Raw genomic sequence first — 21,862 nt, 5'->3', positions numbered from 1 at the left:
ACAGATCAGGCAGCCCCGTCGCCAGGGCCACCGATGAAATCAACCGGTCCTCAGTTCCAGAGGCCGATCTTTTCCAGTTCCTGCTTGAAGTTCTCGCGAGTGATCAGCGTCACGTCGTCCATCGCGGTGTACTTCGGCGGTTCTTTGCCGGTGGTGACCCACTCGTACATCATGCTCGCGGTGTTGTAGCCCTCGATGTGCGGGCTCGGCAGCATCGAGCCGAAGAAGCCGCTGTTGGCCTTCTTCAATTCACCGATGGCGTCGGTGCCGTTGATGCCGATGCCGATCACATTGGCCGCGGCAAAACCGGCGCTCTCGGTGGCGCGCACGCCGCCCAGCACGGTGTTGTCGTTCATGCCGCCGATGATCAGGTTTTTCGCCGCGCTCGGCAGTTTGACCAGCGCCGAGTTGGTGGAGTCCATGCTGCCGGGTACGTCGAGGGTTTTCAGCGCCGAGAACAGAATGTGGTCTTTCGGCATGCCGGCGTCTTCCAGCGCTTTGACCGAACCGTCGGTGCGTTTCTTGCCGGTGTCGAGTTCGTTGAAGGTGTTGATCACCGCGTAGGTGTCTTTCCATTCCCAGCCACGTTTCTTCGCTTCGGTGGCCATGGCGCTGCCCTGCTTCTGGCCGACTTCGAACGCTGCCATGCCGAGGTATGGAACGTCTTCCATGAACTTGCCGCTGGCATCGACGAAGCGGTCATCGACAGCGATGACTTTCAAACCGTTGAGCTTGGCCTTGGCCATGATCGCCGGGCCGAGGGATACGTCTGGCGGGCAGATCACAAAGCCCTTGGCACCGTTGGCGGCGAGGCTGTCGATGGCCGAGAGGGTTTTCTCGCCGTCCGGCACGGCGATCTTGATGACGGTGAAGCCCTTCTCTTTCCCGGCCTTTTCGGCAAATGCCCATTCGGTCTGGAACCAGGGCTCTTCCGCCTGCTTGACCAGAAAACCGATCTTCACTTCCTCGGCCGCCAGCAACGAACTGCTCAGGCTGACCGCGGTGACCGCCAAAGCGGCACAGCACAGGGAACGGATCCCACGACGACGATTCATAAGCTGACTCCTTGTTATTTTTTTTGAGCGTTATTTGAAAGCCAATCAAACTGTGCAGCTAATAGTCATATCGTATGATGATTGGATTTCAGACGTAGTTCCGCGCCTGAAACCCGATTAACTCAGTCGTGGTACATGACCGAGCGACCACCATCGATGGTGATGCACGAGGCATTGATGAACGGCGCTTCATCGCTGGCCAGGAAAACGGCGGTCATGGCCACTTCAATCGGCTGGCCGATGCGACGCGGTGGATGCAGATCGAAGGCACGCTGACGCTCGGCATGCGGGTCGGCGAAACCGTTCCAGTAATCAACGTTCAACTGGGTTTCGATGTAACCCGGCGCGATGGCGTTAACGCGAATGCCCTTCGGCGCGTACTCGATGCCCAGAGCGCGGGTCAGGCCGAGCAAACCGTGTTTGGCCACCGGGTACGGGAAGCAGCCCGGAATGATGTGAGTGGAATGGGTCGAGGCGATGTTGATGATGCTGCCGATGCCCTGCTCGATCATTTGCGGCAGCACCGCTTTGCAGCCATACCAGGCGCCGTCGAGGTCGATGGCGAAGCAGCGGCGCCAGTCTTCCTCGGTCATTTCCAGTGGATCGCGGAACACGTTGACCCCGGCACAATTGACCAGCACATCGATCCGACCGTGCAGCTCGATCGCCAGTCTGGCGATGGCGTGCAGGTCTTGTTGGTTGGAAACGTCAGCCTTGATTGCCTGAACATCAAAGCCTTTGTCGCGCCAGTGAGCTGCGACTCTTTCGACTTTCTCACCCTGGATATCGCTGATGATCAGCTTGGCCTGCTGGGAAGCGAAGGTCGCGACAATCGCCTCGCCGATACCCTGAGCAGCACCGGTCAGCAGCACGACCTTGTTTTTCAGGCGCTCACCCTTCGGCGGTTCGGGCACCGGTGGCAAGGAAAGAGGTTCAGCCATGGGTCAAAACTCCTTTTTGAAGGTACGAAAAAAACCGGGCATCTGTCGATGTCCGGTCAAAAGGCTTTTTGGAAAATCGCTGCATCACTTCACCTGTTTTGTTTTTTTAAGTGTGAGTGCGTGTAACTGATGGAGCCGACTATAAACCCGACCGCCAAATAATCTCAATATATAATTTTACATCCCATATTTTGGGATCTATCCCGCAAACCGAGTACAGGTTTTTCCGGGCACATCGACTTGAATCGACAGCAACGCGCCGTCCAACGGATGGTTGAGCGGGCTCGCGGCGCTGGTGATGTAAAGGGTTTTGAGGTCTTCACCGCCGAATACGCAACTGGTGGGGCGGCTGATTGGCAGTTCGATCACGCGATCAACCTGCCCGTCCGGGGTCAGCCTGAGCAGACAACTACCATCCCAACGGGCGTTCCAGATGTAACCTTCGGCATCCATCGCCGAGCCATCAGGGCCGCCACGTTCATGGGGCCCAAACCAGACCTGGGCCGGGTCGAGGTTGCCGTCGGTGCGGATGAAGTACTGGTAGAGCGTGCTGTCGAGGCTGTCGGCGAAATACACGGTGGTCGCGTCGTCGCTCCACAGCAACGTGTTCGGGATGCCCAACCCTCGAAGCAACGGCGTGACCCGAGCATCGCGATCGATGCGAAACAGGCCACCGGAACGCCGCACGATGGGCACGTCTTCGCCCTGCTCGCCGATGTTGTTCTGCATGGTGCCGAGCCAGAGCCGGCCCTGAGCATCGCAGCGGGCTTCATTGGCGCGATTGCCGCGTTGCGGATCGGCGACGCAGAGCAAGGTCAGTCGCGGCTCCAGGCCCGGGGAATCCAGATCGAGTCGATACACACCGCTGTTCAACGTCACCAGCGCATCGCCGCTTTCGCAGGGGATGAAGGCGGACACATGCTCGGGCATCTGCCAGATCTGCACGTTGGCGCCAATCAGCCGCAGCGCCTGTCGACCGGCGATATCAACCCAGTACAGCGCCTGGGTTGGCGCGTCCCAGAATGGGCCCTCACCCAGTCGTGCCCGGTGTTCGGTAACCGCAGTCCACGTCATGAAACCTCCTGCATTGTTCTTGTTTTTATGTGGGAGCGAGCTTGCTCGCGATGGCGGTATAACAGGCAACATTGATGTTGAATGTAATGACCCCATCGTCGGAACGCCGCCCGGAGCAAGCTCGCTCCCACAGGGGATTTGTGTGATCAACTGGCCTTTTTGTCAGCCATGACTTGCGGGTAGAAGCGCTTGATGGCCAGGTCGGCGTTATCGATCAGGGTCATGCAGGCCCAGACACCTCGCGCGGCATCCCGGGCGGCGATGGCCTCGGCCATGTCTTTGTGAATCGGTAGCGTGCGGCGCAGTTCGTCCGGGTCGGCGGCGGACACTTCAAAAGACACCGCCAACAGCGCGCCAAGGGCCGGGACCATTTGTTCGATGAATTGATTGTGGCTGGCAGCGAGGATGCACTCGTGGAAGAACTGATCGGCACGGTTGTAATCGACGCCGCTGTCCACTGCCCGTTCCAAGGCGTTGTAAGCCTGAAGGATGGCGTGAACCTGCTCGACGGTAGCGCGCTCGCAAGCCCAGCGCACGGCCATGGGTTCGATGGTGCGGCGCAGGTCGAGCAAGTCGTCGACGAAGTTTTCCGGCAAGCCGCTGCGTGACAGCCAGCCTACGACTTGTGGATCGAAGAGGTTCCAGCGGCGCACCGGCAACACCCGCGTGCCGACCTTCGGCCCGACTTCGAGCATGCCCTTGGCGACCAGGGTTTTGATGGCTTCGCGGATAACGGTGCGGCTGACACCGAGTTGTTCGCCCAGGTCGGCTTCGACCTTTAGCGTCTCACCCGGCTTGACCTGCCCCGTGGCGATCCAGCAACCCAGCCAATCGACCGTCGACGCATGAAAACTGCTGGACATGGACACCTCAATTCAGGGACGGCACAAAGCCGTTCGCGATGGGTGTCCACGCTAATCATCATACGATTGAGTGTCAATTTGAATTTTTAGAGCCAATACAAAACAAATGTGGGAGTGAGCTTGCTCCCACATTTTTTACCGATTACGGCTCAAGCCCGATAGGGAAAAACTCGCCGCCGCTCCACACACCCAGCCAGCGCTGTCCGTCGATCTCGCGGGTGACGGCCAGCTCCACCAGTTGGTAGAACACGTTGCGGTGGATCAGGGCTTCGAGGTTGGTGCGCACATGCACGTAGGGCGCAGGTTCCTGCGTGACCGGGTCGATCACCACACGCATGGGGTGTTCGCTGCCGGCCTCGGCGGTCTCGTCAACATTGGTGGTGAAGCGCAGGACCTGGGATTCACCCTCGCCTTCGACCTCCACGGCAATCGCCACGAAGGGTGCATCGTCGACCTTGATGCCGACTTTCTCGACCGGGGTAATGAGGAAGTAATCGTCACCATCGCGGCGAATGATGGTGGAGAACAGCTTGACCATCGGCTTGCGCCCGATCGGCGTGCCCAGGTAATACCAGGTGCCGTCACGGGCGATGCGCATGTCGATGTCGCCGCAGAAATCGGGGTTCCACAGGTGGACCGGCGGCAAGCCTTTGGTTTTGGGGATTTGCCCCAACAGATCGTTGGCTTTTTGCGGGCCACTCATGGCGTTCTCCTTTTGAATTACTGGTCGCTGAGCCCCAGCAGGCTGCGCGCGTATTGTTCCAGCGGCGGGCCCATCAGGTCTTCTGGCTTTTTGTCGTGGAACGTCAGTAAACCGCCACGACTCTTGATGCGTGCAGTATCAATCAAATACTGGGTGCTGGTCTCGATCAACATGATCTGAATCACGCCGCCATCGATACCGAGGCGATCCAGGGCTTCCTGATCGAGCCACTCGTCCGAGTTGCCGATACGGTCATCAGACTTGGCGAACCGGGTATAGAGCAGGTAATGGGCACCGGCGGCACGGGCTTCGCCCATGGCTTGATCAAGACCTTCCGGGGCACGGGCGCGGCGGACCATGGGAAAGTATTCGACAAAGCCATCGAAGGCGACTTCGGCGATCACGTTAGGTCGTGGGTAGACAGTGCTGCCTGGCGGCACAAAAGCGCCCTGGGCGATATAGACGAATGAGTCCGGTTGGATGCGCAGGTTATTCACACGGCGGCTGTCGCTATGGTCGAGCAACCCCGCGTCGCTCATGTGGTAGCGAGTCCCTTCAGCCAGATCGCTGACATTCATGCAGCCACCAAGCACCAAAACGGCCAGCAGCAAAACCAGGCTACGCATCCTACCCTCCAGAGGCCGGTGACGGAAAACCGGCGAATGGCCATTGGATGCAGCTTCCGCGCCAGCTCGGGATCAGCAGCGCCTCACAGATCGCATCGCGAGCAGGCTCGCTCCCACAGGGTTGGCACAGGACCTGTGGGAGCGAGCTTGCTCGCGATGAGGCCAGCTCAGCCGCCGATGATTTTCATGATGGTCGCGCCACCGGAAAATGCCACTTCCTGCTTATCACCCAAGGCTTTCACCAAGAGTCTCTGCAAGGCGGGCAAGGCTTGATGCCGGGGTTTGTCCAGCAGATCGCCGACATAGTGGCGGTTGCTCGACGACAGGCAGCCGTGCAGCCAGCCCGTGGAGGACAGACGCAGCCGCGAACAGGTGCGGCAGAAAGGGACGCTTTCGTTGGCGATAACGCCGAAGTAGCCCTGCCCCGGAATCTCGTAACGCACGGCGGTGGCGTCTACCGGCGCATCGGCCTGAAGGTACTCGTAGCGCTCGCCGATCAAGCTGAGCAACTGCTGCAGGCTGACAAACTGTTGCAGGAAAGCATTGGAATCGCTGGCCAGATGGCCCATGCGCATCAACTCGATGAAGCGAAGCTCATAGCCGCGCTCCAGACAGTAATCGAGTAGTGGCATCACTTGATCGAGGTTCTGCCCACGCAGCGGCACCATATTGACCTTGATCTTCAGGCCGGCGGCGCTGGCCTGATCCATACCGTCGAGCACCGTCGCTAGATCGCCGCCACGGGCAATGCTGCGAAAGGCGCTGGCATCCAGGGTATCGAGGGAAACGTTGATGCGACGAATGCCGGCGTCCACCAGCAGTGGCAGCTTTTTCGTCAGCAGCTGACCATTGGTGGTCAGGCTGATATCCGCCAGGCCCATCTGCCCGACAGCGGTCATGAAGGTTTCGAGTTTGGGGCTGACCAGCGGCTCGCCGCCGGTGATGCGCAAACGCTCAATGCCCGCTGCTTCAATCAGATAGGCCACGCCACGCGCCATGGCCTCGGCCGACAATTCATCCTGCGCAGCGACCAACCGCTTGCCGTTGGGCACGCAGTAGGTACAAGCGTAATTGCAGGCTGAAGTCAGACTGATTCGCAAATTGCGAAAACGCCTGCCTTGACGGTCAACGATCATGGATTACTCCGGCGGAAGAATATTCGGACCGCTAAAACTTGACTCACAAATCAAGTTTTAGCAAGTCCTATGCCTGAGTATATTCCTGCGGTACTGCGCCATGGTGTGAATATCACGGCGCGATAAGGCGAACTGTATGGACTCAGCTGTTCGGGGTGTCGCTATCGCGCTTGCGCTTGTTGCCCATGCGTACGCCGATGTCCATCAGGAATTGGAAGAAACCTTCCTGATCTTCCAGCACATTGCTCCAGAACGGCGAGTGATACAGCGCCACGGCGCCGTGCACCAGCGCCCAGGATGCGCAGTAATGAAAATAAGGCGGCACATCTTCGAGCTTGCCTTCGCTGATCCGGCCCTTGATCAGCAGGGTCAGGCGTTCGAAGTTCGAGGCGCGAATCTTGTGCAGCTCCTCGACCATCTCCGGCACCTGATTGCCCTTGACCACCTTTTCTTCCAGGCGATCGAACAACCGATAGCGTTGAGGGTCGCGCATGCGGAATTCGAAGTAGGCCCGGGACAGGGCCTCCTTGTCCTTGTCGACATCGGCCGAATGCAACAGCTCGTTCAAATCGCGCTCGTAATCGAGCATCAGGCGCAGATAGATCTCGGCCTTGGATTTGAAGTGCTTGTAGATCGTGCCTTTGCCGATACCGACGGCATCAGCAATCATCTCGACGGTGACACTGTCTTCACCTTGATCGAGGAACAGCTTGAGCGCGGTATCGAGAATTTCTTGCTCGCGGCGACGAAACTCACGGACCTTACGAGGTTCTTTGTGCATAAGAAAAGGTCTGTAGGGGTCAAAATTCGAAGCCGCGTATTATGCCTAACTTGCGCAAAAATGCACGGATCATCCGACCATATATGTGTTTCTTGATGAATTCCGGCAGCCTCGCAGATTAATGAGAACTCAACCGAAGCGCCCGTATTCCAAATTTGTTTAAAAACCGGCGCCGGTAAACTGGACTCGGCGCAATACTGATCAATACTTCAAATGTCGGCGGGACATCTCCCCCAAGTGTTGCGCCGATATAGGTACCAACGGACCGCGTGCCTTTGTTTTACTCCTAATGGTCTTAACCCGGATTCACCCCCCAGAACCCGGGTTTTTTTTGCCTGCGATTTAACCTTTCACGTGCGCCAGCGGAAACAGTCGCTTGAAATTCTCGGTGGTTTGCTCGGCAAACCGCTCGTAGGGCTCACCTCGCAACATTGCCAGAAATTCCGCAACGTCGCGCACGTACTGCGGCAGGTTCGGCTTGCCGCGATGAGGGATTGGCGCCAGGTAAGGCGAGTCGGTTTCCACCAGCAATCGGTCAGCCGGCACTTTACTGGCGACGTCACGCAGAGCGTCGGCATTGCGGAAAGTGACAATCCCGGACAAGGAAATGTAATACCCCATGTCCAGCGCCGCTTTGGCCATGTCCCAGTCTTCGGTGAAACAATGCAGAACGCCAGCCTGGGGCAGCGCCGCTTCGCGCAACAGGTTCAACGTATCGGCACGGGCACCACGGGTGTGGATGATCACCGGTTTGCCCGTGTGCTGTGCCGCTTGCAGATGCAGGCGAAACGACTCCTGCTGCAACTCCGCTGCTTCCGGCTCGTAGTGGTAATCCAGACCGGTTTCACCGATCGCCACCACACGCGGGTGGTTGAGTTCGCGCAACAGCCAATCCAGTGCTGGCGCGGCGCCTGGTTGCACATCCAGCGGATGCACGCCAACCGAACAGTCGACGTCGTTGTAACGCTCGGCCAGGGCTTTGACGTCGGCGGCATTCTCGACGCTGACGCCGATACACAGAAAGTGCCCTACCCCGCGCAGACGGGCCGCATCAAGTGCAGCATCCAGAGAGCCGTCGTGGGCGGCGAGGTCGAGGCGATCAAGGTGGCAATGGGAATCTACGAGCATAAAAGGGCTGCAACTTACATCGTATGAGTGGGACGGTCGGACTTCAGGGCTCCGGCCAGATGGGTTTCGATTCGACTGCGCGCGGTATTGTCGCCATCGTTGAATTGTACGCCGACCCCGGCGGCCCGGTTGCCCTGCGCACCTTTTGGGGTGATCCAGGTGACCTTGCCGGCGACCGGAATCTTCTCCGGCTCGTCCATCAGGTTCAACAGCATGAATACCTCATCGCCCAACTTGTAACTCTTGTTGGTCGGGATAAACAGGCCACCGTTCTTGATGAACGGCATGTAGGCCGCGTAAAGCACGGACTTGTCCTTGATCGTCAGGGACAAAATGCCGTTGCGCGGCCCCGGATTGACGAGTTCATTCATGCTGACCTCCGTTGCTGATGCTCAGTGTCTAGTGTCCCGTGTCACAAACAGTATTTGCGAGACAGGATACTAAGCACAGACGGTCACTTCTGGGTAGGCAAACCCACCCATTGCACCAACAGCGCCTCCAGCAACAACACCCGATTGAGGTTGGCTTTGCTCATCACTTTCTGGCGCTGGGCAAGGATCCAGTCCTGAATATTCAGGACTTTGTCCTGGCCAGCTTTCTGCGCCAGGTACTGAATCACCTTGCGCATGTCCGTCAGTCCCAGGCCTTCTTCGTCCTGAGTCAGCTGATAGCGCAGTATCAGGCTCGACCAGTCGCAGAACCAGTCGAACAACAGCAACAGCGGAATCGCATTCCAGCCTTCGGCCAGTTGCGTCGGTGACTGTTGCTGCTTGAGCAACTTCTTCACGCCATCGACCACCAGCGCCCGTTGCTCACGCACGCCCTGGGCCTGCAAGTTGACGGCGGCCAGTGGCGAACCGGCGGCCAGGGTCAGCAGTTCGACGCGTTCTTCTTCCGCGCAGTCCGGCAAAGCCTTCGCCAGCCACGCAAGACTCATGGCTTCGCTCGGCAATGGACAAGCCTGCTGCACACAGCGGCTCTTGATGGTCGGCAACAGACGACTGGTCTGGTGGCTGACCAACAGCAAAACGGTATCGCCGGAAGGTTCTTCAAGACTTTTGAGCAAGGCGTTGGCGGCGTTGACGTTCATCGACTCCGCCGGTTCGATCAGCACCACTTTGCGACCGCCCATCTGAGCGGTCTGAACCACGAAGCTGACCAGATCACGAACCTGATCGACCTTGATCGCCTTATCGGCTTCTTCCGGTTCCAGAATGTAGTTGTCAGGGTGACTGCCGGCCTTGAGCAACAGACAGGATTTGCATTCGCCACAAGCATCGTGGGCGGCACTCGGACGCTGGCACAGCAAACTGGCCATCAAGCGCTCGGCCAGCGCGCGCTTGCCGATCCCGGCGGGGCCATGGAGCAGATAGGCGTGAGCATGTTGCTTGCGACCGGCCAACTGCTGCCAGAGACTGTCCTGCCACGGATAGGCTTCAGCCACGGGTCAACTCCAGCAGACGTGGCAGCAAGGCATCCAGTGACTGCTGAACCTGCGCCAGCGGCTGGGCGGCATCGACCAGGACATAACGCGCAGGATCCGCTTCAGCACGCTTGAGGAAAGCACTGCGCACCGCATCAAAAAAGGTTCGGCCTTCGAGTTCGAAGCGATCCAGACGACCGCGAGCGCTGGCGCGGGCCAGGCCCACTTCCACCGGCAGATCGAAAATCAACGTCAGGTCCGGGCGCAAATCGCCCTGGACGAAGGCTTCCAGAGTCGCGATGCGCTCCAGCGACAGGCCTCGACCGCCCCCCTGATAGGCATAGGTCGAATCGGTAAAGCGATCACACAGGACCACCGCACCGCGGGCCAGTGCCGGGCGAATCACCTCGGCCAGATGCTGGGCTCGCGCGGCGAACACCAACAGCAACTCGGTGTCGGGGTTCATGACTTCGTCAACCGGCGCCAGCAGCACTTCGCGGATCCGCTCGGCCAACGGCGTACCGCCTGGTTCGCGAGTCAGCACGACCTCGATACCAGCGGCGCGCAAGCGCTCGGCCAGGTATTCGCGATTGGTGCTCTTGCCGGCCCCTTCCGGGCCTTCCAGGGTAATAAACAAGCCAGTCACAGGCAGTCCTTAGTCAGAGTCATTGCGGGCTTTGCGGAGCGGTTGCATCCGATTCGGGCGCGGGTGCGGCTGCGGGTTCTTGAGCGGGTTCTTGCGCCGGCTCCGGTGATGGCGACGGGTCAGGCGCTTGCGGTTCTGGTGGCGCCGCCTGAGCAGGCTCCTGCGGTGGCACTTGCGGCAAAGCCTCGGGGGCTGTGTCGGGCGAAGCAGCCGGAATCGGTGCCTGCTCATCCGTCGCCTCTGGCGCCGTGGTGGGCGCGGGGCTGGAGCGGTAGTCGGCACGGCGCTTGATCTGGAACTCACGCACAGCGTTATTGTGCGCGTCCAGATCATCGGAGAACACGTGGCTGCCATCACCACGAGCAACGAAATAGAGGCTATTGCCAGCCACCGGATTCAGCGCTGCATGAATCGCTTCGCGGCCGACCATGGCGATCGGGGTCGGCGGCAGTCCCGAAATCATGTAGGTGTTGTACGGCGTCGCTTCCTTGAGATGAGCACGAGTCAATTTGCCGGTGTAACGATCACCGAGGCCGTAGATCACGGTCGGATCGGTCTGCAGCAGCATGCCCATTTCCATGCGACGCACGAACACGCCAGCGATTTGCCCGCGCTCCTGCGGCACGCCGGTTTCCTTCTCCACCAGCGAGGCCATGATCAGCGCCTGATAGGGTTCGGTGTACGGCACATCAGCGGCCCGCTGGCTCCACTCCTTGGCAAGGACTTCGTCGAGGCGGTCGTAGGCTTTTTTCAGCAGCTCGACATCGGTCATGCCGCGCACGAAGCGATAGGTGTCAGGGAAGAATCGCCCTTCCGGAAAAATCCCGCTGTGGCCGAGTTTGTCCATCACCTCGCTATCACTCAAACCGTCGAGGGTCTTTTCGAGTTTTTCATCCTTGGCCAGAGCAGCGCGGACCTGATGGAAATTCCAGCCCTCGACCAGGGTCAGGCTGTACTGAACCATTTCCCCGCGCTTCCACAGGTCAATCAGGCCTTCGACGGTCATGCCGGGCTGCATGCGGTATTCGCCCTTGTGCAACGGTTGTTTGGCAAGATTGAAGCGCCAATACACACGCAACCAGAAAGCATCCTTGATGACGCCATCGGCTTCGAGTCGATAGAAGGTGCGGGTCGGTGTCGTGCCTTTTGGCACCTCCAGCAGTTCTTCCTGAGTGATGTTCAGCGGCTGTTCCAGCGCCGAATGGATTTTCCAGGCGGAAGCGCCCAGACACAGCCCTGCCAAAACCAATCCGGTTTCCAGCAACAGCAAGAATTTACGTCTCACGTATCAAGCATCCAGTAGCGCGCGGGCAATGGTTTGGAGTTTACGGGTGAGCGGACCAACCGGCCAGCTCAGTGCGGCATAGTCGCGCACCGGCCAAACGCCATACACGCTGTTGCAGACAAAGACTTCATCAGCCCATTGCAGCTGATCGAGGGTGATGTCGGTGATTTGTGTGGGGATCCCCAATGACTCGGCTTGAAACAATAATTCGGCACGCATCACGCCGGCAACGCCACAGCGCTTCAAATCAGCTGTGATCAGTACGCCATCGCGAATCAGGAACAGATTGCTGAACACGCCTTCAATGACGCGCCCGGCCTGATCGAGCATCAAGCCTTCGGCATGATCGGTGTCTTGCCATTCGGAGCGGGCGATGACCTGCTCAAGACGGTTCAGGTGTTTGAGCCCGGCGAGCAGAGGCTGCTTGGAAAGCCGCGTCGCACAGGGAAAGAGGCGAACGCCCTGCTCCGCATTGGCAGCAGGATAAACCGCAGGTGGGTTGCCCAGCATGATGCGTCGCGCCTGAGCCGAAGGATCGGACGCATAACCGCGCGCGCTCTCGCCACGCGTGACGATGAGTTTGAGCACACCTTCGCCCAACGCTTGGGCATAGGTCAGTAACTCTGTGCAGACAGCCGCATGATCGAGATTAATTGCCAACCGATGGCAACCTTTGACCAAACGCACCAGATGCCGATCCAGCAACACCGGAGCGCCGTTGCGCACGGCAATGGTCTCGAACAGACCATCACCGTAAGCCAGGCCGCGATCCTTCAGCGACAAAGCGTCAGCCGGCTGACCGTCGACCCAGCTGTCCATCAGTCAGCGAACCGGCGGAACACCAGCGAGCCGTTGGTACCGCCAAACCCGAAGGAGTTGGACAACACCACATCGATATCCATATTGCGCGCGGTATGCGGTACGAAATCGAGGTCGCAACCTTCGTCCGGCTCATCAAGGTTGATGGTCGGCGGCGCTACCTGACTGTTGATCGCCAGCACACTGAAGATCGCCTCGACCGCGCCCGCCGCACCCAACAGGTGACCGGTCATGGACTTGGTCGAACTGACCGCCAGCTTGTAAGCGTGATCGCCAAACACCGACTTGATCGCACAGGCTTCGGCGAGGTCGCCGGCCGAGGTCGAAGTGCCGTGGGCGTTGATGTACTGGACCTGGTCGCCATTGATCTTGGCGTCGCGCAGGGCATTGGTGATGCAACGTGCAGCACCGGCGCCGTCGGCAGGAGGCGAAGTCATATGGTAGGCATCGCCACTGGTGCCAAAGCCGATCAGCTCGGCGTAGATGGTCGCGCCACGGGCCTTGGCGTGTTCCAGTTCTTCCAGAACCAGAGCGCCGGCACCGTCGGACAGCACGAAGCCATCACGGCCCTTGTCCCACGGACGGCTGGCACGGGTCGGTTCGTCGTTGCGGGTCGACAGTGCGCGGGAGGCACCGAAGCCGCCCATGCCCAGACCGCAAGCTGCCATTTCAGCGCCGCCGGCAATCATCACGTCGGCTTCGTCGTACATGATGTTGCGTGCCGCCATGCCGATGCAGTGCGTACCGGTGGTACACGCGGTGGCGATGGCGTAGTTAGGTCCCTGTGCACCCAGATGGATGGACAGGAAACCGGAAATCATATTGATGATCGAGCCAGGCACGAAAAACGGAGAAATCCGTCGTGGGCCGGAATCATGCAGCGTGCGGCTGGTTTCTTCGATATTGGTCAGTCCGCCAATACCCGACCCCATGGCCACACCGATGCGCTCACGGTTGGCGTCGGTGACTTCCAGACCGGCGTTACGAACTGCCTGAAAACCTGCGGCCAAACCGTATTGAATGAACAGGTCGAGCTTGCGAGCTTCCTTGACCGACAGGTATTCCTCGACATTGAAGCCCTTTACCGAGCCGCCAAAACGGGTGGAATAGGCAGAAAGGTCGGTGTGTTCGATCAGACCAATGCCACTGCGGCCAGCCAGAATGCCCTGCCAACTGCTCGGCACATCCGTGCCCAGTGGCGACAACATACCCATACCGGTGACTACGACGCGTCTACGCGACACAGCACTCTCCTTTTTCAAATGACGACTTTGCATCAGGCCTAAAGAAAAAACCGCACGCCGTGATGGCAGTGCGGTTTTTCCATGACAGCAAGCAACGATTACAAGCTATTAAGCCTGGTGGTTAGTAACGTAATCGATTGCGGCTTGTACAGTAGTGATTTTCTCAGCTTCTTCGTCAGGGATTTCGGTCTCGAATTCCTCTTCCAGAGCCATCACCAGCTCAACGGTGTCAAGGGAGTCGGCACCCAGGTCTTCAACGAAGGAAGCAGTGTTGACCACTTCTTCTTCTTTAACGCCCAGTTGCTCAGCAACGATTTTCTTGACGCGCTCTTCGATGGTGCTCATACCTTGTTTTCACTCCTAATGGACAAATTCAGGCAGCTGGCCAGTGGGTAAGTGTATAGAAAGACTTTTCAGTTTTTCAACTGAAAGCTTCACTCCTCAAACCCGACGACCCTCTGCCTATAAATAGATTGCAGCTTTATAACGGATTTTAGACAGCTCGTATGACATTTTTTTGAAGCAACCCGTCACATTTAACTCATGTACATCCCGCCGTTCACCGGGATTGTAGCCCCAGTAACGTAAGCCGCACCGTCGGATGCAAGAAAAGCGACCACAGACGCGATCTCTTGAGCTTGCCCCAGACGGCCCAGCGGAATCTGCGTCTGCAAGGCTTCACGCTGTGCCTCGGGCAGTTCGCGGGTCATATCGGTGTCGATGAACCCAGGGGCCACCGAGTTTACCGTAATCGAACGCGAACCGACTTCACGCGCCAGTGAACGGCTGAAACCTTCCAGACCGGCCTTGGCGGCTGCGTAGTTTACTTGGCCTGCGTTGCCCATGGCACCCACAACCGAGCCAATACTGATAATTCGTCCCCAACGGGCTTTGGTCATACCGCGCAAAACACCCTTGGACAGGCGGAACAGACTGTTCAGGTTGGTATCGACGACGTCATGCCATTCGTCATTTTTCATGCGCATCATCAGATTATCGCGGGTGATACCGGCATTGTTGACCAGGATCGCCGGCGCACCGAACTGCGATGTGATGCTCGCCAGCACTGCCGCAACGGACTCATCGCTGGTAACATTGAGTTCCAGGCCAGTGCCTTGAATCCCGTTTTCCTTCAGGGTTGCCGCAATGCGCTCGGCACCCGAGGCAGACGTCGCGGTGCCGATAACGATGGCGCCCTGACGACCCAGTTCCAGGGCGATAGCCTGGCCGATACCGCGGCTCGCGCCAGTGACCAGTGCAACTTTACCTTGCAGACTCATGCAGGCTTCTCCTGATTCAGGCCAGCGCTGCGCGAGCGGCAGCGAAGGCGTCGGGGGTATTGAGGTTGGATGTCGACACGCCTTCGGCGCAACGCTTGTTCAGGCCAGCCAGCACTTTGCCAGGGCCGCATTCGACGAACTGGGTAGCACCTTTGGCGGCCAGCGCCTGAACCGATTCGACCCAGCGTACAGGCTTGTAAAGCTGCTCGAGCAGATCGCGCTTGAGGGTTTCCAGATCGGCCGGCACATTGGCGCTGACGTTCTGAACCACTGGAATCTGCGGCGCCTGCCAGTTGATCGCTGCGATCGACTCGGCGAAACGCTCGGCCGCCGGACGCATCAGCTCGCAATGGGACGGCACGCTGACCGGCAACGGCATGGCGCGTTTGGCACCACGGGCCTTGCAGCCTTCGATGGCGCGCTCGACCGCCGCCTTGGCACCGGCGATGACCACTTGGCCAGGGGAGTTGAAGTTGACCGCACTGACCACTTCGCCTTGCGCCGCTTCGGCACAGGCTGCCAGCACATCAGCATCGTCCAGACCGAGAATGGCGGCCATGCCACCTTGCCCGGCCGGAACGGCTTCCTGCATCAGCTTGCCCCGGGATTCAACCAGCCTCACCGCGTCGCCCAGGCTCAGGCTGCCCGCAGCGACCAGAGCGCTGTATTCACCCAGGCTGTGACCGGCAACATAAGCCGGACGCGCGCCGCCTTCAGCCAGCCACAGACGCCACAAGGCAATCGAGGCGGTCAGAATGGCCGGCTGGGTTTTATCGGTTTGATTGAGTTGCTCTTCCGGCCCTTGCTGGGTCAGTGCCCACAGGTCGTAACCCAGAGCATCGGAAGCTTCTTTGAATGTTTCGAGGACAACCGGATGTTGCGCGCCCAACTCGGCCAGCATGCCGAGGGACTGCGAACCCTGTCCCGGAAAGACGAATGCGAGGGAAGCAGACATGTAACAAGCCCCTAATGATCTTGTCGTCGGAGAATTGACGTCCCGCTTGGGGGACGCAAGAAACTGACAGTTGGATGGCAAATTGAACTGAGCGGTCACATTTAAGCATTGTCCGACGAAAACGCCTAAAGCAACAAATCCTCAAGACGACCGTGAATGCGTTCCGGCAGGTTTTCCTGGATCTCGATCAAGGCACGCTGAATCGCACTCTGGAAGCCCTGAACCCCCGCCGAACCATGGCTTTTCACCACAATTCCCTGCAACCCGAGGAAGCTTGCACCGTTATGCCGCGCAGGCGCCAGATCAGCTTGCAAGCGCTTCATCAGCGGCAATGCCAAAGCACCGACCACTTTCGACGCAAGGTTTTTCTTGAACAAGGCTTCGATGCGCGCGGCAATCATGGTTGCCAGGCCTTCGCTGGATTTGAGCAGGATATTGCCGACAAAACCGTCACAGACCACCACATCCGCCTCGCCACGGTACACACCGTCACCTTCGACAAAACCGATGTAGTTGATACCACGGGCACTTTGCAACAATGTTGCAGCGAGCTTGACCTGCTGATTGCCCTTGATGTCTTCGGTACCGATGTTCAGCAGCGCCACTCGCGGACGCACGATGCCCAGGGTTTCCGCCGCCACCGACCCCATCACAGCGAACTGCAATAGATGCTCGGCGCTGCAATCGACATTGGCGCCCAGGTCGAGCAACTGGCAATAACCCTTCTGCGTCGGAATCGCCGCCACCATTGCCGGCCGATCTATGCCCGGCAAGGTCTTGAGCACAAACCGCGACAACGCCATCAGCGCACCGGTATTGCCGGCGCTGACGCAGGCCTGGACCTTGCCGTCTCGCAGCAACTCCAGCGCCACGCGCATCGACGAGTCGGGCTTGCCGCGCAGGGCTTGGGCAGGTTTTTCGTCCATGGTGATGACTTCGGACGCCGGAGCAATCGACAGACGCGAGCGATCCACAGCCGATTGGCCAGAGAGCAATTCTTCAAGAAGGGAGGGTTGACCGACGAGGGTCAGGTGCAGCGAGGGCGTAGCAGACAGACAAGCAAGGCTGGCCTGAACAATGCTGCGGGGACCGAAGTCCCCGCCCATTGCGTCAATCGCGATGACTTGAGCAGACAAGTGATTACTCGTCAGCGCCCTTGTCGATCACTTTACGGCCACGGTATACGCCTTCTGGCGATACGTGGTGACGCAGGTGAATTTCACCGGTGGTTTTTTCTACAGACAGAGTGCTTGCCGTCAGGGCGTCGTGCGAACGACGCATGTCACGGGCAGAGCGGGATTTTTTGTTCTGCTGAACAGCCATAATTGATTAACTCCTAAACGTTTGGGTCACGCTTTAACTGCGCCAATACACTGAACGGGTTGGACCGCGTTACCTCGTCCTCGCTCGGTTCGGGCTCATCGAGACCCGCCGGCTGCTGGCATTCTTCCGGATGATGAGCAGGCACAATGGGCAAGGCGAGCAGAAGCTCCTCCTCGATCAGTGACTGCAGATCCAAAGGATCTTCGCCCAGTTCCAGCACGTCATAACCTTTCGGCAACGACTGGGTATTCGCACCCTCCTTCACCACAGCATAACTGCATTCGCTATGGATCGGCAGGGTGACCAGCTCAAGACAACGCTGGCAAACCATTTTGACTTCGGTGTCGATAAAACTGTGGATTACCACAGACTTACGTTCATCTCGTTCAAAAACGAATTTAGCCTGCACCGTACCGACAGTATCGGAAAGCGGGTCGCAGAGTCTCTCCAAATCGGCCAGCAGCAGTTCACCTTGAAGGGTGGTGCCACGATCAGCCAATTTGCGCGGGTCAACGTGAGGTGGAATCGGGTCATTCAACATAGGCGCAGCATTATAGGGATGCCCCCAGCCATGTCAAAGGAAATTCAGCCCTGTCCGTCACTTGGAAGCCTCGCTAGAATTCGTGCCTGTCTTTTGGAGATGCGCATGCTGCCTTTATTACTCGCTTCAAGCTCGGTTTATCGCCGGGAATTGCTGGCCCGCTTGCAGCTGCCATTTACCTGCAGCTCGCCGGATATCGACGAAAGCCATCGTCCGGGCGAGTCCGCCATCGCGTTGGTCAAGCGCCTCGCCGAGGAAAAAGCACGCGCGCTGGCCAGCAGCCACCCCGCTCACCTGATCATCGGCTCCGACCAGGTCGCCGTACTTGGCGATCGGATCATCGGCAAACCCCACACCTTCGAAAAGGCCCGCGAACAATTGCTGACCTCGAGCGGTGCCAGCGTGACCTTCCTCACCGGCCTGGCACTGCTCAATAGCCAGACCGGCGATTGCCAGGTCGACTGCGTGCCGTTCACGGTGAACATGCGCACACTCGACACCGCACGCATCGAACGCTACCTGCGCGCCGAACAGCCCTACGACTGCGCTGGCAGCTTCAAAGCCGAAGGCTTGGGGGTGAGCCTGTTTCAAAGCACCGAAGGCCCTGACGCCACCAGCCTGATCGGCCTGCCATTGATTCGCCTGGTGGACATGTTGCTGGCCGAAGGCGTGCAGATACCTTAAAGATCAAAAGATCGCAGCCTCGTTTCGCTCGACAGCTCCTACAAGAGATACGCATTTCAATGTAGGAGCTGTCGAGTGAAACGAGGCTGCGATCTTTTGACTTAAAAAACCGGCAAAAGCCGGTTTTTTTATGCAGCCAGAAAATCAGCGCAACGACGGACCGTGAAAGCCCATCCACATCGCCAATTGCTCAGCGACACTGGCGCCGAGTTTTTTCGAGAAGCGATCGAACGGCGATTCCTGAACGGTGAAATCCACCAACTCTTTCTCGCCGATCACGTCACGCGCCACCGAACCGGCATTCCCCAGGCCATCGATCAGGCCCAACGGCAACGCTTGCTCCCCGTTCCAGACCAACCCGGAAAACAGCTCCGGATGCTCCTTGTCCTTGAGACGGTCGCCACGGCCCTTTTTCACGCTATTGATGAACTGCTGGTGTGTCGTATCCAGCACGCCCTGCCAGAACTGAGTCTCCTCAGGCTTCTGCGGCTGGAACGGGTCGAGGAACGACTTGTGCTCGCCCGACGTGTAAGTCCGACGCTCGACGCCGAGCTTCTCCATGGTGCCGACAAAGCCGTAACCGGCCGCCGTCACACCAATGGAACCCACCAGGCTCGCCTTGTCGGCGTAAATCTGATCCGCCGCACTGGCGATGTAATAAGCACCGGAAGCGCCCAGATCCGAGATCACCGCGTACACCTTGGTATCCGGGTGCAAGCCGCGCAGACGGACAATTTCGTCATACACATAACCCGACTGCACCGGACTGCCGCCCGGACTGTTGATGCGCAGGACGACACCTTTGACCTTCTCGTCCTCGAAAGCCGCACGCAGACTGCCGACGATGTTGTCAGCGCTGGCAGGCTCCTTGTCGGCGATCATGCCGGTCACGTCGATCAGCGCGGTGTAGTTGCCACTGCGGGTGGCAACTTTCTCCATGTCCATCAGCGGCGTGAACAGGATCAACGCGCCAAACAGGTACACAAAGGTCAGCAGCTTGAAGAAAATCCCCCAGCGACGGGACCGGCGCTGTTCCTGCACGCCGGCCAGCAGGGTCTTTTCCAGCAGCTTCCAGCTTTTCTCGTCACCGCTCTCTGCGCTTGCCTTGGCGGGCGCTTTCCATTCGTCGGTCATGACATCTACCCCAGCAAAAACCTATTAAGCCCGCTGACTCAGCCAGGCATGCAATTCTGAAAAACGATCAATGGCCAGTGCCGGCTCGAATATTTTCAACGCCTCGATCGATTGCGCGCCATAGCTGACGGCCACCGAATCCATGCCGGCGTTGCGCGCCATCTGCAAATCAAAGGACGAATCGCCCACCATCAGCGCCTGCTCCGGGCGAACCTCGCAGTGAGCGAGGATCTGCTCAAGCATCAGCGGATGGGGTTTGCTGGCGGTTTCGTCGGCCGCGCGGGTGATATCGAAATAATCTTCCCAGCCGTGAGACTTCAGCACCCGATCCAGCCCGCGACGAGCCTTGCCGGTCGCGACCGCCAAGTGATAACCCTCGGCACGAAACGCCTCCATCGACTCGACCACACCTTCGAACAACGGCGAAGGCACGGCTTCCGAGGCGATGTAGTGATCAGCATAGTGCTGACGGAAGACCACCAATTCGTCGTCGCCGATTTCCGGATACAACGTGCGAATCGCTTCCGGCAAGCCCAGACCGATGATGCCCTTGACAGCAAAATCATCGCGCAACTGAAAGCCGGAGCGCTCGGACGCGACATGCATCGACTCGACAATCCGACCAATGGAGTCGGCGAGAGTGCCGTCCCAATCGAAAATCAGCAGCTTGTAATCAGATGGGCGCACTCAATCGCTCCACGGTTTTGGCCCACATCTCGTCGACCGGCGCCTGCAACTTCAGCTCACCACCATCAGGCAGCGGCACGGTCAGCATGTAGGCGTGCAGGAACAGGCGCTTTCCGCCCAGGTCACGAATCTCTTTGCTGAAGCCTTCATCGCCGTACTTGGTATCGCCAGCGATGCAATGCCCGGCGTGCAAGGTGTGGACGCGGATCTGGTGAGTCCGGCCGGTAATCGGCTTGGCTTCGATCAGGGTGGCAAAGTCGCCAAAACGACGCAGGACCTTGAACACGGTCACGGACTCCTTGCCCTCCTCCTCGTCGACCTCGACCATACGCTCGCCGGAGCGCAGGTTGCTCTTGCCGAGCGACGCCCGGACTTGCTTGATCGAGGCCGCCCAGTTGCCGCGAACCAGCGCCATGTAGCGCTTATCGACGCCATCGCCGCGCAATGCCGTGTGCAAGTGACGCAGCATGCTGCGCTTCTTGGCGATCATCAGCAGGCCGGAGGTGTCACGGTCGAGACGGTGAACCAGTTCGAGCTCCTTGCAATCGGGACGCAACTGACGAAAGGCTTCGATCACCCCGTAAGTCAAGCCGCTGCCACCGTGAACCGCGATGCCGCAAGGCTTGTTGATCACGATCAACGCCTTGTCCTCGAACACGATCGAGGCTTCGAGGCGTTGCAGCAGGCCTTGTGCCAGCGGCACCGGCTCGTCGCGCTCAGGCACGCGAACCGGTGGCACGCGCACGATATCGCCCGCCTGCAGCTTGTATTCGGGCTTGATCCGACCTTTGTTCACTCGCACTTCGCCTTTGCGCAAAATGCGGTAAATCAAGGTCTTGGGCACGCCTTTGAGCCGAGCGAGAAGGAAGTTATCAATACGTTGGCCGGCATATTCCGGCGAGACCTCCAGCAGTTGTACGGCTGGGGTCGAAGGGGCAGTAGTCGTCATGGCGCGGATGATAACAATTTTTTATGGAATTGAAGCACTTAATCATTGCTGCTATAGTCGCGAACGCCGCCAAAAGTGGCCTGGACAGCGGACTAACGGTCAAAAACCGGCCCTGACCAACGCAATTCACGAGGACGAGAGGCCGTCCTACGGGGCTTTCGCTACGAAACGGTAGAGTTTGCAGTTGTAACGAGCGCAGGTGACATGAGGCCTGAAGCATGCCGCAAAGCAGAGTTTTCACTCGCCTTGCGAGCAAATATTCACGGCCAGTTCACAAAGTGCAGTCAACTTCGAACAACCCCGAGCGAACGCTTCGGAAACAACGCCTAAATTAGCCATGATGCGTGACCTCCCCTTTCGGAGCTCACGGTAAATGCCAACCCGCTGCGGATTCTGCGCGCGGCAGCACCCGAATTATCAGGGATACGTGTAGGGTGGAGATGCACAACCGCTGGACTGTGTAGCAATAGGCTTTATCAAGACGCTTCATCTCGTCCACAGCCGCTGGTTGATTCCTCCTCCTGACTGAGTGCTTAAGTAGCCACAGCAAGCAGGACGCGTACGTCGCGACGCCGGCCCAATTGG

At 58.7% G+C, this 21,862-nt stretch carries 25 protein-coding genes; 1 reads left to right on the top strand and 24 read right to left on the bottom strand.

Translation table 11 applies throughout. From position 1 onward, the window contains the following. Positions 1 to 50 precede the first annotated feature (50 nt). The 21 genes from ACA059_RS07790 to ACA059_RS07690 form a co-directional block, all read right to left on the bottom strand. Positions 51 to 1,055 carry a substrate-binding domain-containing protein gene (locus tag ACA059_RS07790; protein ID WP_497633318.1) on the bottom strand — a complete coding sequence of 335 codons (1,005 nt, stop codon included), beginning with the start codon at positions 1,053 to 1,055 and terminating at the stop codon, positions 51 to 53. A 122-nt stretch (positions 1,056 to 1,177) separates the two neighbouring features. Then, a complete protein-coding gene (locus tag ACA059_RS07785) occupies positions 1,178 to 1,996 on the bottom strand; it encodes an SDR family oxidoreductase (RefSeq protein ID WP_497633317.1) in 819 nt (272 codons plus the stop codon). A 198-nt stretch (positions 1,997 to 2,194) separates the two neighbouring features. Beyond that, entirely contained in the window at positions 2,195 to 3,070 is an 876-nt protein-coding gene (locus ACA059_RS07780; protein ID WP_497633316.1) for an SMP-30/gluconolactonase/LRE family protein, read from the bottom strand. 146 nt (positions 3,071 to 3,216) lie between these two features. Continuing rightward, positions 3,217 to 3,933, bottom strand: a complete 717-nt coding sequence (locus tag ACA059_RS07775; protein WP_046049087.1) for a FadR/GntR family transcriptional regulator — start codon at positions 3,931 to 3,933, stop codon at positions 3,217 to 3,219. A gap of 142 nt (positions 3,934 to 4,075) precedes the next feature. After that, positions 4,076 to 4,636 carry a DUF1285 domain-containing protein gene (locus ACA059_RS07770; protein ID WP_497633315.1) on the bottom strand — a complete coding sequence of 187 codons (561 nt, stop codon included), beginning with the start codon at positions 4,634 to 4,636 and terminating at the stop codon, positions 4,076 to 4,078. Positions 4,637 to 4,653: 17 nt separating this feature from the next. Continuing rightward, positions 4,654 to 5,262, bottom strand: a complete 609-nt coding sequence (locus ACA059_RS07765; RefSeq protein WP_497633314.1) for a DUF4823 domain-containing protein — start codon at positions 5,260 to 5,262, stop codon at positions 4,654 to 4,656. Between the two features lie 167 nt (positions 5,263 to 5,429). Next, complete coding sequence (locus ACA059_RS07760; protein ID WP_497633313.1) at positions 5,430 to 6,398, bottom strand: GTP 3',8-cyclase MoaA; 969 nt, start codon at positions 6,396 to 6,398, stop codon at positions 5,430 to 5,432. A 142-nt stretch (positions 6,399 to 6,540) separates the two neighbouring features. Beyond that, the gene (locus ACA059_RS07755; protein ID WP_497633312.1) at positions 6,541 to 7,179 is read right to left on the bottom strand and encodes a TetR/AcrR family transcriptional regulator; all 639 of its coding nucleotides are present in this window, start codon (positions 7,177 to 7,179) and stop codon (positions 6,541 to 6,543) included. A gap of 342 nt (positions 7,180 to 7,521) precedes the next feature. Beyond that, a complete protein-coding gene (locus tag ACA059_RS07750) occupies positions 7,522 to 8,307 on the bottom strand; it encodes a TatD family hydrolase (protein WP_497633311.1) in 786 nt (261 codons plus the stop codon). Positions 8,308 to 8,321: 14 nt separating this feature from the next. Next, positions 8,322 to 8,678 carry a PilZ domain-containing protein gene (locus ACA059_RS07745; protein ID WP_033056958.1) on the bottom strand — a complete coding sequence of 119 codons (357 nt, stop codon included), beginning with the start codon at positions 8,676 to 8,678 and terminating at the stop codon, positions 8,322 to 8,324. 83 nt (positions 8,679 to 8,761) lie between these two features. After that, a complete protein-coding gene (locus tag ACA059_RS07740; RefSeq protein ID WP_497633310.1) occupies positions 8,762 to 9,751 on the bottom strand; it encodes a DNA polymerase III subunit delta' in 990 nt (329 codons plus the stop codon). After that, a complete protein-coding gene (gene tmk, locus ACA059_RS07735) occupies positions 9,744 to 10,376 on the bottom strand; it encodes a dTMP kinase (RefSeq protein ID WP_123364800.1) in 633 nt (210 codons plus the stop codon). The genes ACA059_RS07740 and tmk overlap by 8 nt, the downstream gene beginning before the upstream one ends. 19 nt (positions 10,377 to 10,395) lie before the next feature. Beyond that, on the bottom strand, positions 10,396 to 11,661 hold the full coding sequence (gene mltG / locus ACA059_RS07730) for an endolytic transglycosylase MltG (protein ID WP_497633309.1): 1,266 nt from the start codon (positions 11,659 to 11,661) through the stop codon (positions 10,396 to 10,398). Positions 11,662 to 11,664: 3 nt separating this feature from the next. Further along, positions 11,665 to 12,480 carry an aminodeoxychorismate lyase gene (gene pabC / locus ACA059_RS07725; RefSeq protein ID WP_497633308.1) on the bottom strand — a complete coding sequence of 272 codons (816 nt, stop codon included), beginning with the start codon at positions 12,478 to 12,480 and terminating at the stop codon, positions 11,665 to 11,667. Beyond that, the gene (fabF, locus tag ACA059_RS07720; RefSeq protein WP_010461853.1) at positions 12,480 to 13,724 is read right to left on the bottom strand and encodes a beta-ketoacyl-ACP synthase II; all 1,245 of its coding nucleotides are present in this window, start codon (positions 13,722 to 13,724) and stop codon (positions 12,480 to 12,482) included. The genes pabC and fabF overlap by 1 nt, the downstream gene beginning before the upstream one ends. 108 nt (positions 13,725 to 13,832) lie before the next feature. Then, positions 13,833 to 14,069 (bottom strand): acyl carrier protein, encoded by a 237-nt coding sequence (acpP, locus tag ACA059_RS07715; RefSeq protein ID WP_003442511.1) that lies wholly within the window; start codon positions 14,067 to 14,069, stop codon positions 13,833 to 13,835. A gap of 191 nt (positions 14,070 to 14,260) precedes the next feature. Further along, complete coding sequence (gene fabG, locus ACA059_RS07710; RefSeq protein WP_095132058.1) at positions 14,261 to 15,004, bottom strand: 3-oxoacyl-ACP reductase FabG; 744 nt, start codon at positions 15,002 to 15,004, stop codon at positions 14,261 to 14,263. Between the two features lie 16 nt (positions 15,005 to 15,020). After that, complete coding sequence (gene fabD, locus ACA059_RS07705) at positions 15,021 to 15,959, bottom strand: ACP S-malonyltransferase (RefSeq protein WP_497633307.1); 939 nt, start codon at positions 15,957 to 15,959, stop codon at positions 15,021 to 15,023. A 125-nt stretch (positions 15,960 to 16,084) separates the two neighbouring features. Beyond that, positions 16,085 to 17,095, bottom strand: coding sequence for a phosphate acyltransferase PlsX (plsX, locus tag ACA059_RS07700; RefSeq protein WP_081757410.1), 1,011 nt, complete (start codon positions 17,093 to 17,095; stop codon positions 16,085 to 16,087). A gap of 4 nt (positions 17,096 to 17,099) precedes the next feature. Next, on the bottom strand, positions 17,100 to 17,282 hold the full coding sequence (gene rpmF / locus ACA059_RS07695) for a 50S ribosomal protein L32 (protein ID WP_008152339.1): 183 nt from the start codon (positions 17,280 to 17,282) through the stop codon (positions 17,100 to 17,102). 13 nt (positions 17,283 to 17,295) lie between these two features. Further along, complete coding sequence (locus tag ACA059_RS07690; protein ID WP_004371317.1) at positions 17,296 to 17,823, bottom strand: YceD family protein; 528 nt, start codon at positions 17,821 to 17,823, stop codon at positions 17,296 to 17,298. 105 nt (positions 17,824 to 17,928) lie between these two features. Between ACA059_RS07690 and ACA059_RS07685 the strand changes: the two genes are divergently transcribed. After that, entirely contained in the window at positions 17,929 to 18,507 is a 579-nt protein-coding gene (locus ACA059_RS07685; RefSeq protein ID WP_497633306.1) for a Maf family protein, read from the top strand. Between the two features lie 144 nt (positions 18,508 to 18,651). Here ACA059_RS07685 and ACA059_RS07680 read toward each other — a convergent pair whose 3' ends face one another. Genes ACA059_RS07680 through rluC form a run of 3 tightly spaced genes read right to left on the bottom strand, consistent with a single transcriptional unit; the run spans position 18,652 to position 21,277 of the window. Continuing rightward, complete coding sequence (locus tag ACA059_RS07680; RefSeq protein WP_497633305.1) at positions 18,652 to 19,641, bottom strand: S49 family peptidase; 990 nt, start codon at positions 19,639 to 19,641, stop codon at positions 18,652 to 18,654. Between the two features lie 24 nt (positions 19,642 to 19,665). Further along, positions 19,666 to 20,328 carry an HAD-IA family hydrolase gene (locus tag ACA059_RS07675; RefSeq protein WP_497633304.1) on the bottom strand — a complete coding sequence of 221 codons (663 nt, stop codon included), beginning with the start codon at positions 20,326 to 20,328 and terminating at the stop codon, positions 19,666 to 19,668. Continuing rightward, a complete protein-coding gene (rluC, locus tag ACA059_RS07670) occupies positions 20,315 to 21,277 on the bottom strand; it encodes a 23S rRNA pseudouridine(955/2504/2580) synthase RluC (protein WP_046049069.1) in 963 nt (320 codons plus the stop codon). The genes ACA059_RS07675 and rluC overlap by 14 nt, the downstream gene beginning before the upstream one ends. Positions 21,278 to 21,862 lie beyond the last annotated feature (585 nt).

This window comes from Pseudomonas sp. LBUM1647 (assembly GCF_059716175.1).
This window is presented reverse-complemented; position numbering and strand designations above follow the sequence as displayed.

Excerpts from the sequence above, each read along its gene's own strand:
- ACA059_RS07790 (WP_497633318.1), bottom strand. The coding sequence starts at position 1,055 with ATGAATCGTCGTCGTGGGATCCGTTCCCTGTGCTGTGCCGCTTTGGCG.
- ACA059_RS07785 (WP_497633317.1), bottom strand. The coding sequence starts at position 1,996 with ATGGCTGAACCTCTTTCCTTGCCACCGGTGCCCGAACCGCCGAAGGGT.
- ACA059_RS07780 (WP_497633316.1), bottom strand. The coding sequence starts at position 3,070 with ATGACGTGGACTGCGGTTACCGAACACCGGGCACGACTGGGTGAGGGC.
- ACA059_RS07775 (WP_046049087.1), bottom strand. The coding sequence starts at position 3,933 with ATGTCCAGCAGTTTTCATGCGTCGACGGTCGATTGGCTGGGTTGCTGG.
- ACA059_RS07770 (WP_497633315.1), bottom strand. The coding sequence starts at position 4,636 with ATGAGTGGCCCGCAAAAAGCCAACGATCTGTTGGGGCAAATCCCCAAA.
- ACA059_RS07765 (WP_497633314.1), bottom strand. The coding sequence starts at position 5,262 with ATGCGTAGCCTGGTTTTGCTGCTGGCCGTTTTGGTGCTTGGTGGCTGC.
- ACA059_RS07760 (WP_497633313.1), bottom strand. The coding sequence starts at position 6,398 with ATGATCGTTGACCGTCAAGGCAGGCGTTTTCGCAATTTGCGAATCAGT.
- ACA059_RS07755 (WP_497633312.1), bottom strand. The coding sequence starts at position 7,179 with ATGCACAAAGAACCTCGTAAGGTCCGTGAGTTTCGTCGCCGCGAGCAA.
- ACA059_RS07750 (WP_497633311.1), bottom strand. The coding sequence starts at position 8,307 with ATGCTCGTAGATTCCCATTGCCACCTTGATCGCCTCGACCTCGCCGCC.
- ACA059_RS07745 (WP_033056958.1), bottom strand. The coding sequence starts at position 8,678 with ATGAATGAACTCGTCAATCCGGGGCCGCGCAACGGCATTTTGTCCCTG.
- pabC (WP_497633308.1), bottom strand. The coding sequence starts at position 12,480 with ATGGACAGCTGGGTCGACGGTCAGCCGGCTGACGCTTTGTCGCTGAAG.
- acpP (WP_003442511.1), bottom strand. The coding sequence starts at position 14,069 with ATGAGCACCATCGAAGAGCGCGTCAAGAAAATCGTTGCTGAGCAACTG.
- fabG (WP_095132058.1), bottom strand. The coding sequence starts at position 15,004 with ATGAGTCTGCAAGGTAAAGTTGCACTGGTCACTGGCGCGAGCCGCGGT.
- fabD (WP_497633307.1), bottom strand. The coding sequence starts at position 15,959 with ATGTCTGCTTCCCTCGCATTCGTCTTTCCGGGACAGGGTTCGCAGTCC.
- rpmF (WP_008152339.1), bottom strand. The coding sequence starts at position 17,282 with ATGGCTGTTCAGCAGAACAAAAAATCCCGCTCTGCCCGTGACATGCGT.
- ACA059_RS07690 (WP_004371317.1), bottom strand. The coding sequence starts at position 17,823 with ATGTTGAATGACCCGATTCCACCTCACGTTGACCCGCGCAAATTGGCT.
- ACA059_RS07685 (WP_497633306.1), top strand. The coding sequence starts at position 17,929 with ATGCTGCCTTTATTACTCGCTTCAAGCTCGGTTTATCGCCGGGAATTG.
- ACA059_RS07680 (WP_497633305.1), bottom strand. The coding sequence starts at position 19,641 with ATGACCGACGAATGGAAAGCGCCCGCCAAGGCAAGCGCAGAGAGCGGT.
- rluC (WP_046049069.1), bottom strand. The coding sequence starts at position 21,277 with ATGACGACTACTGCCCCTTCGACCCCAGCCGTACAACTGCTGGAGGTC.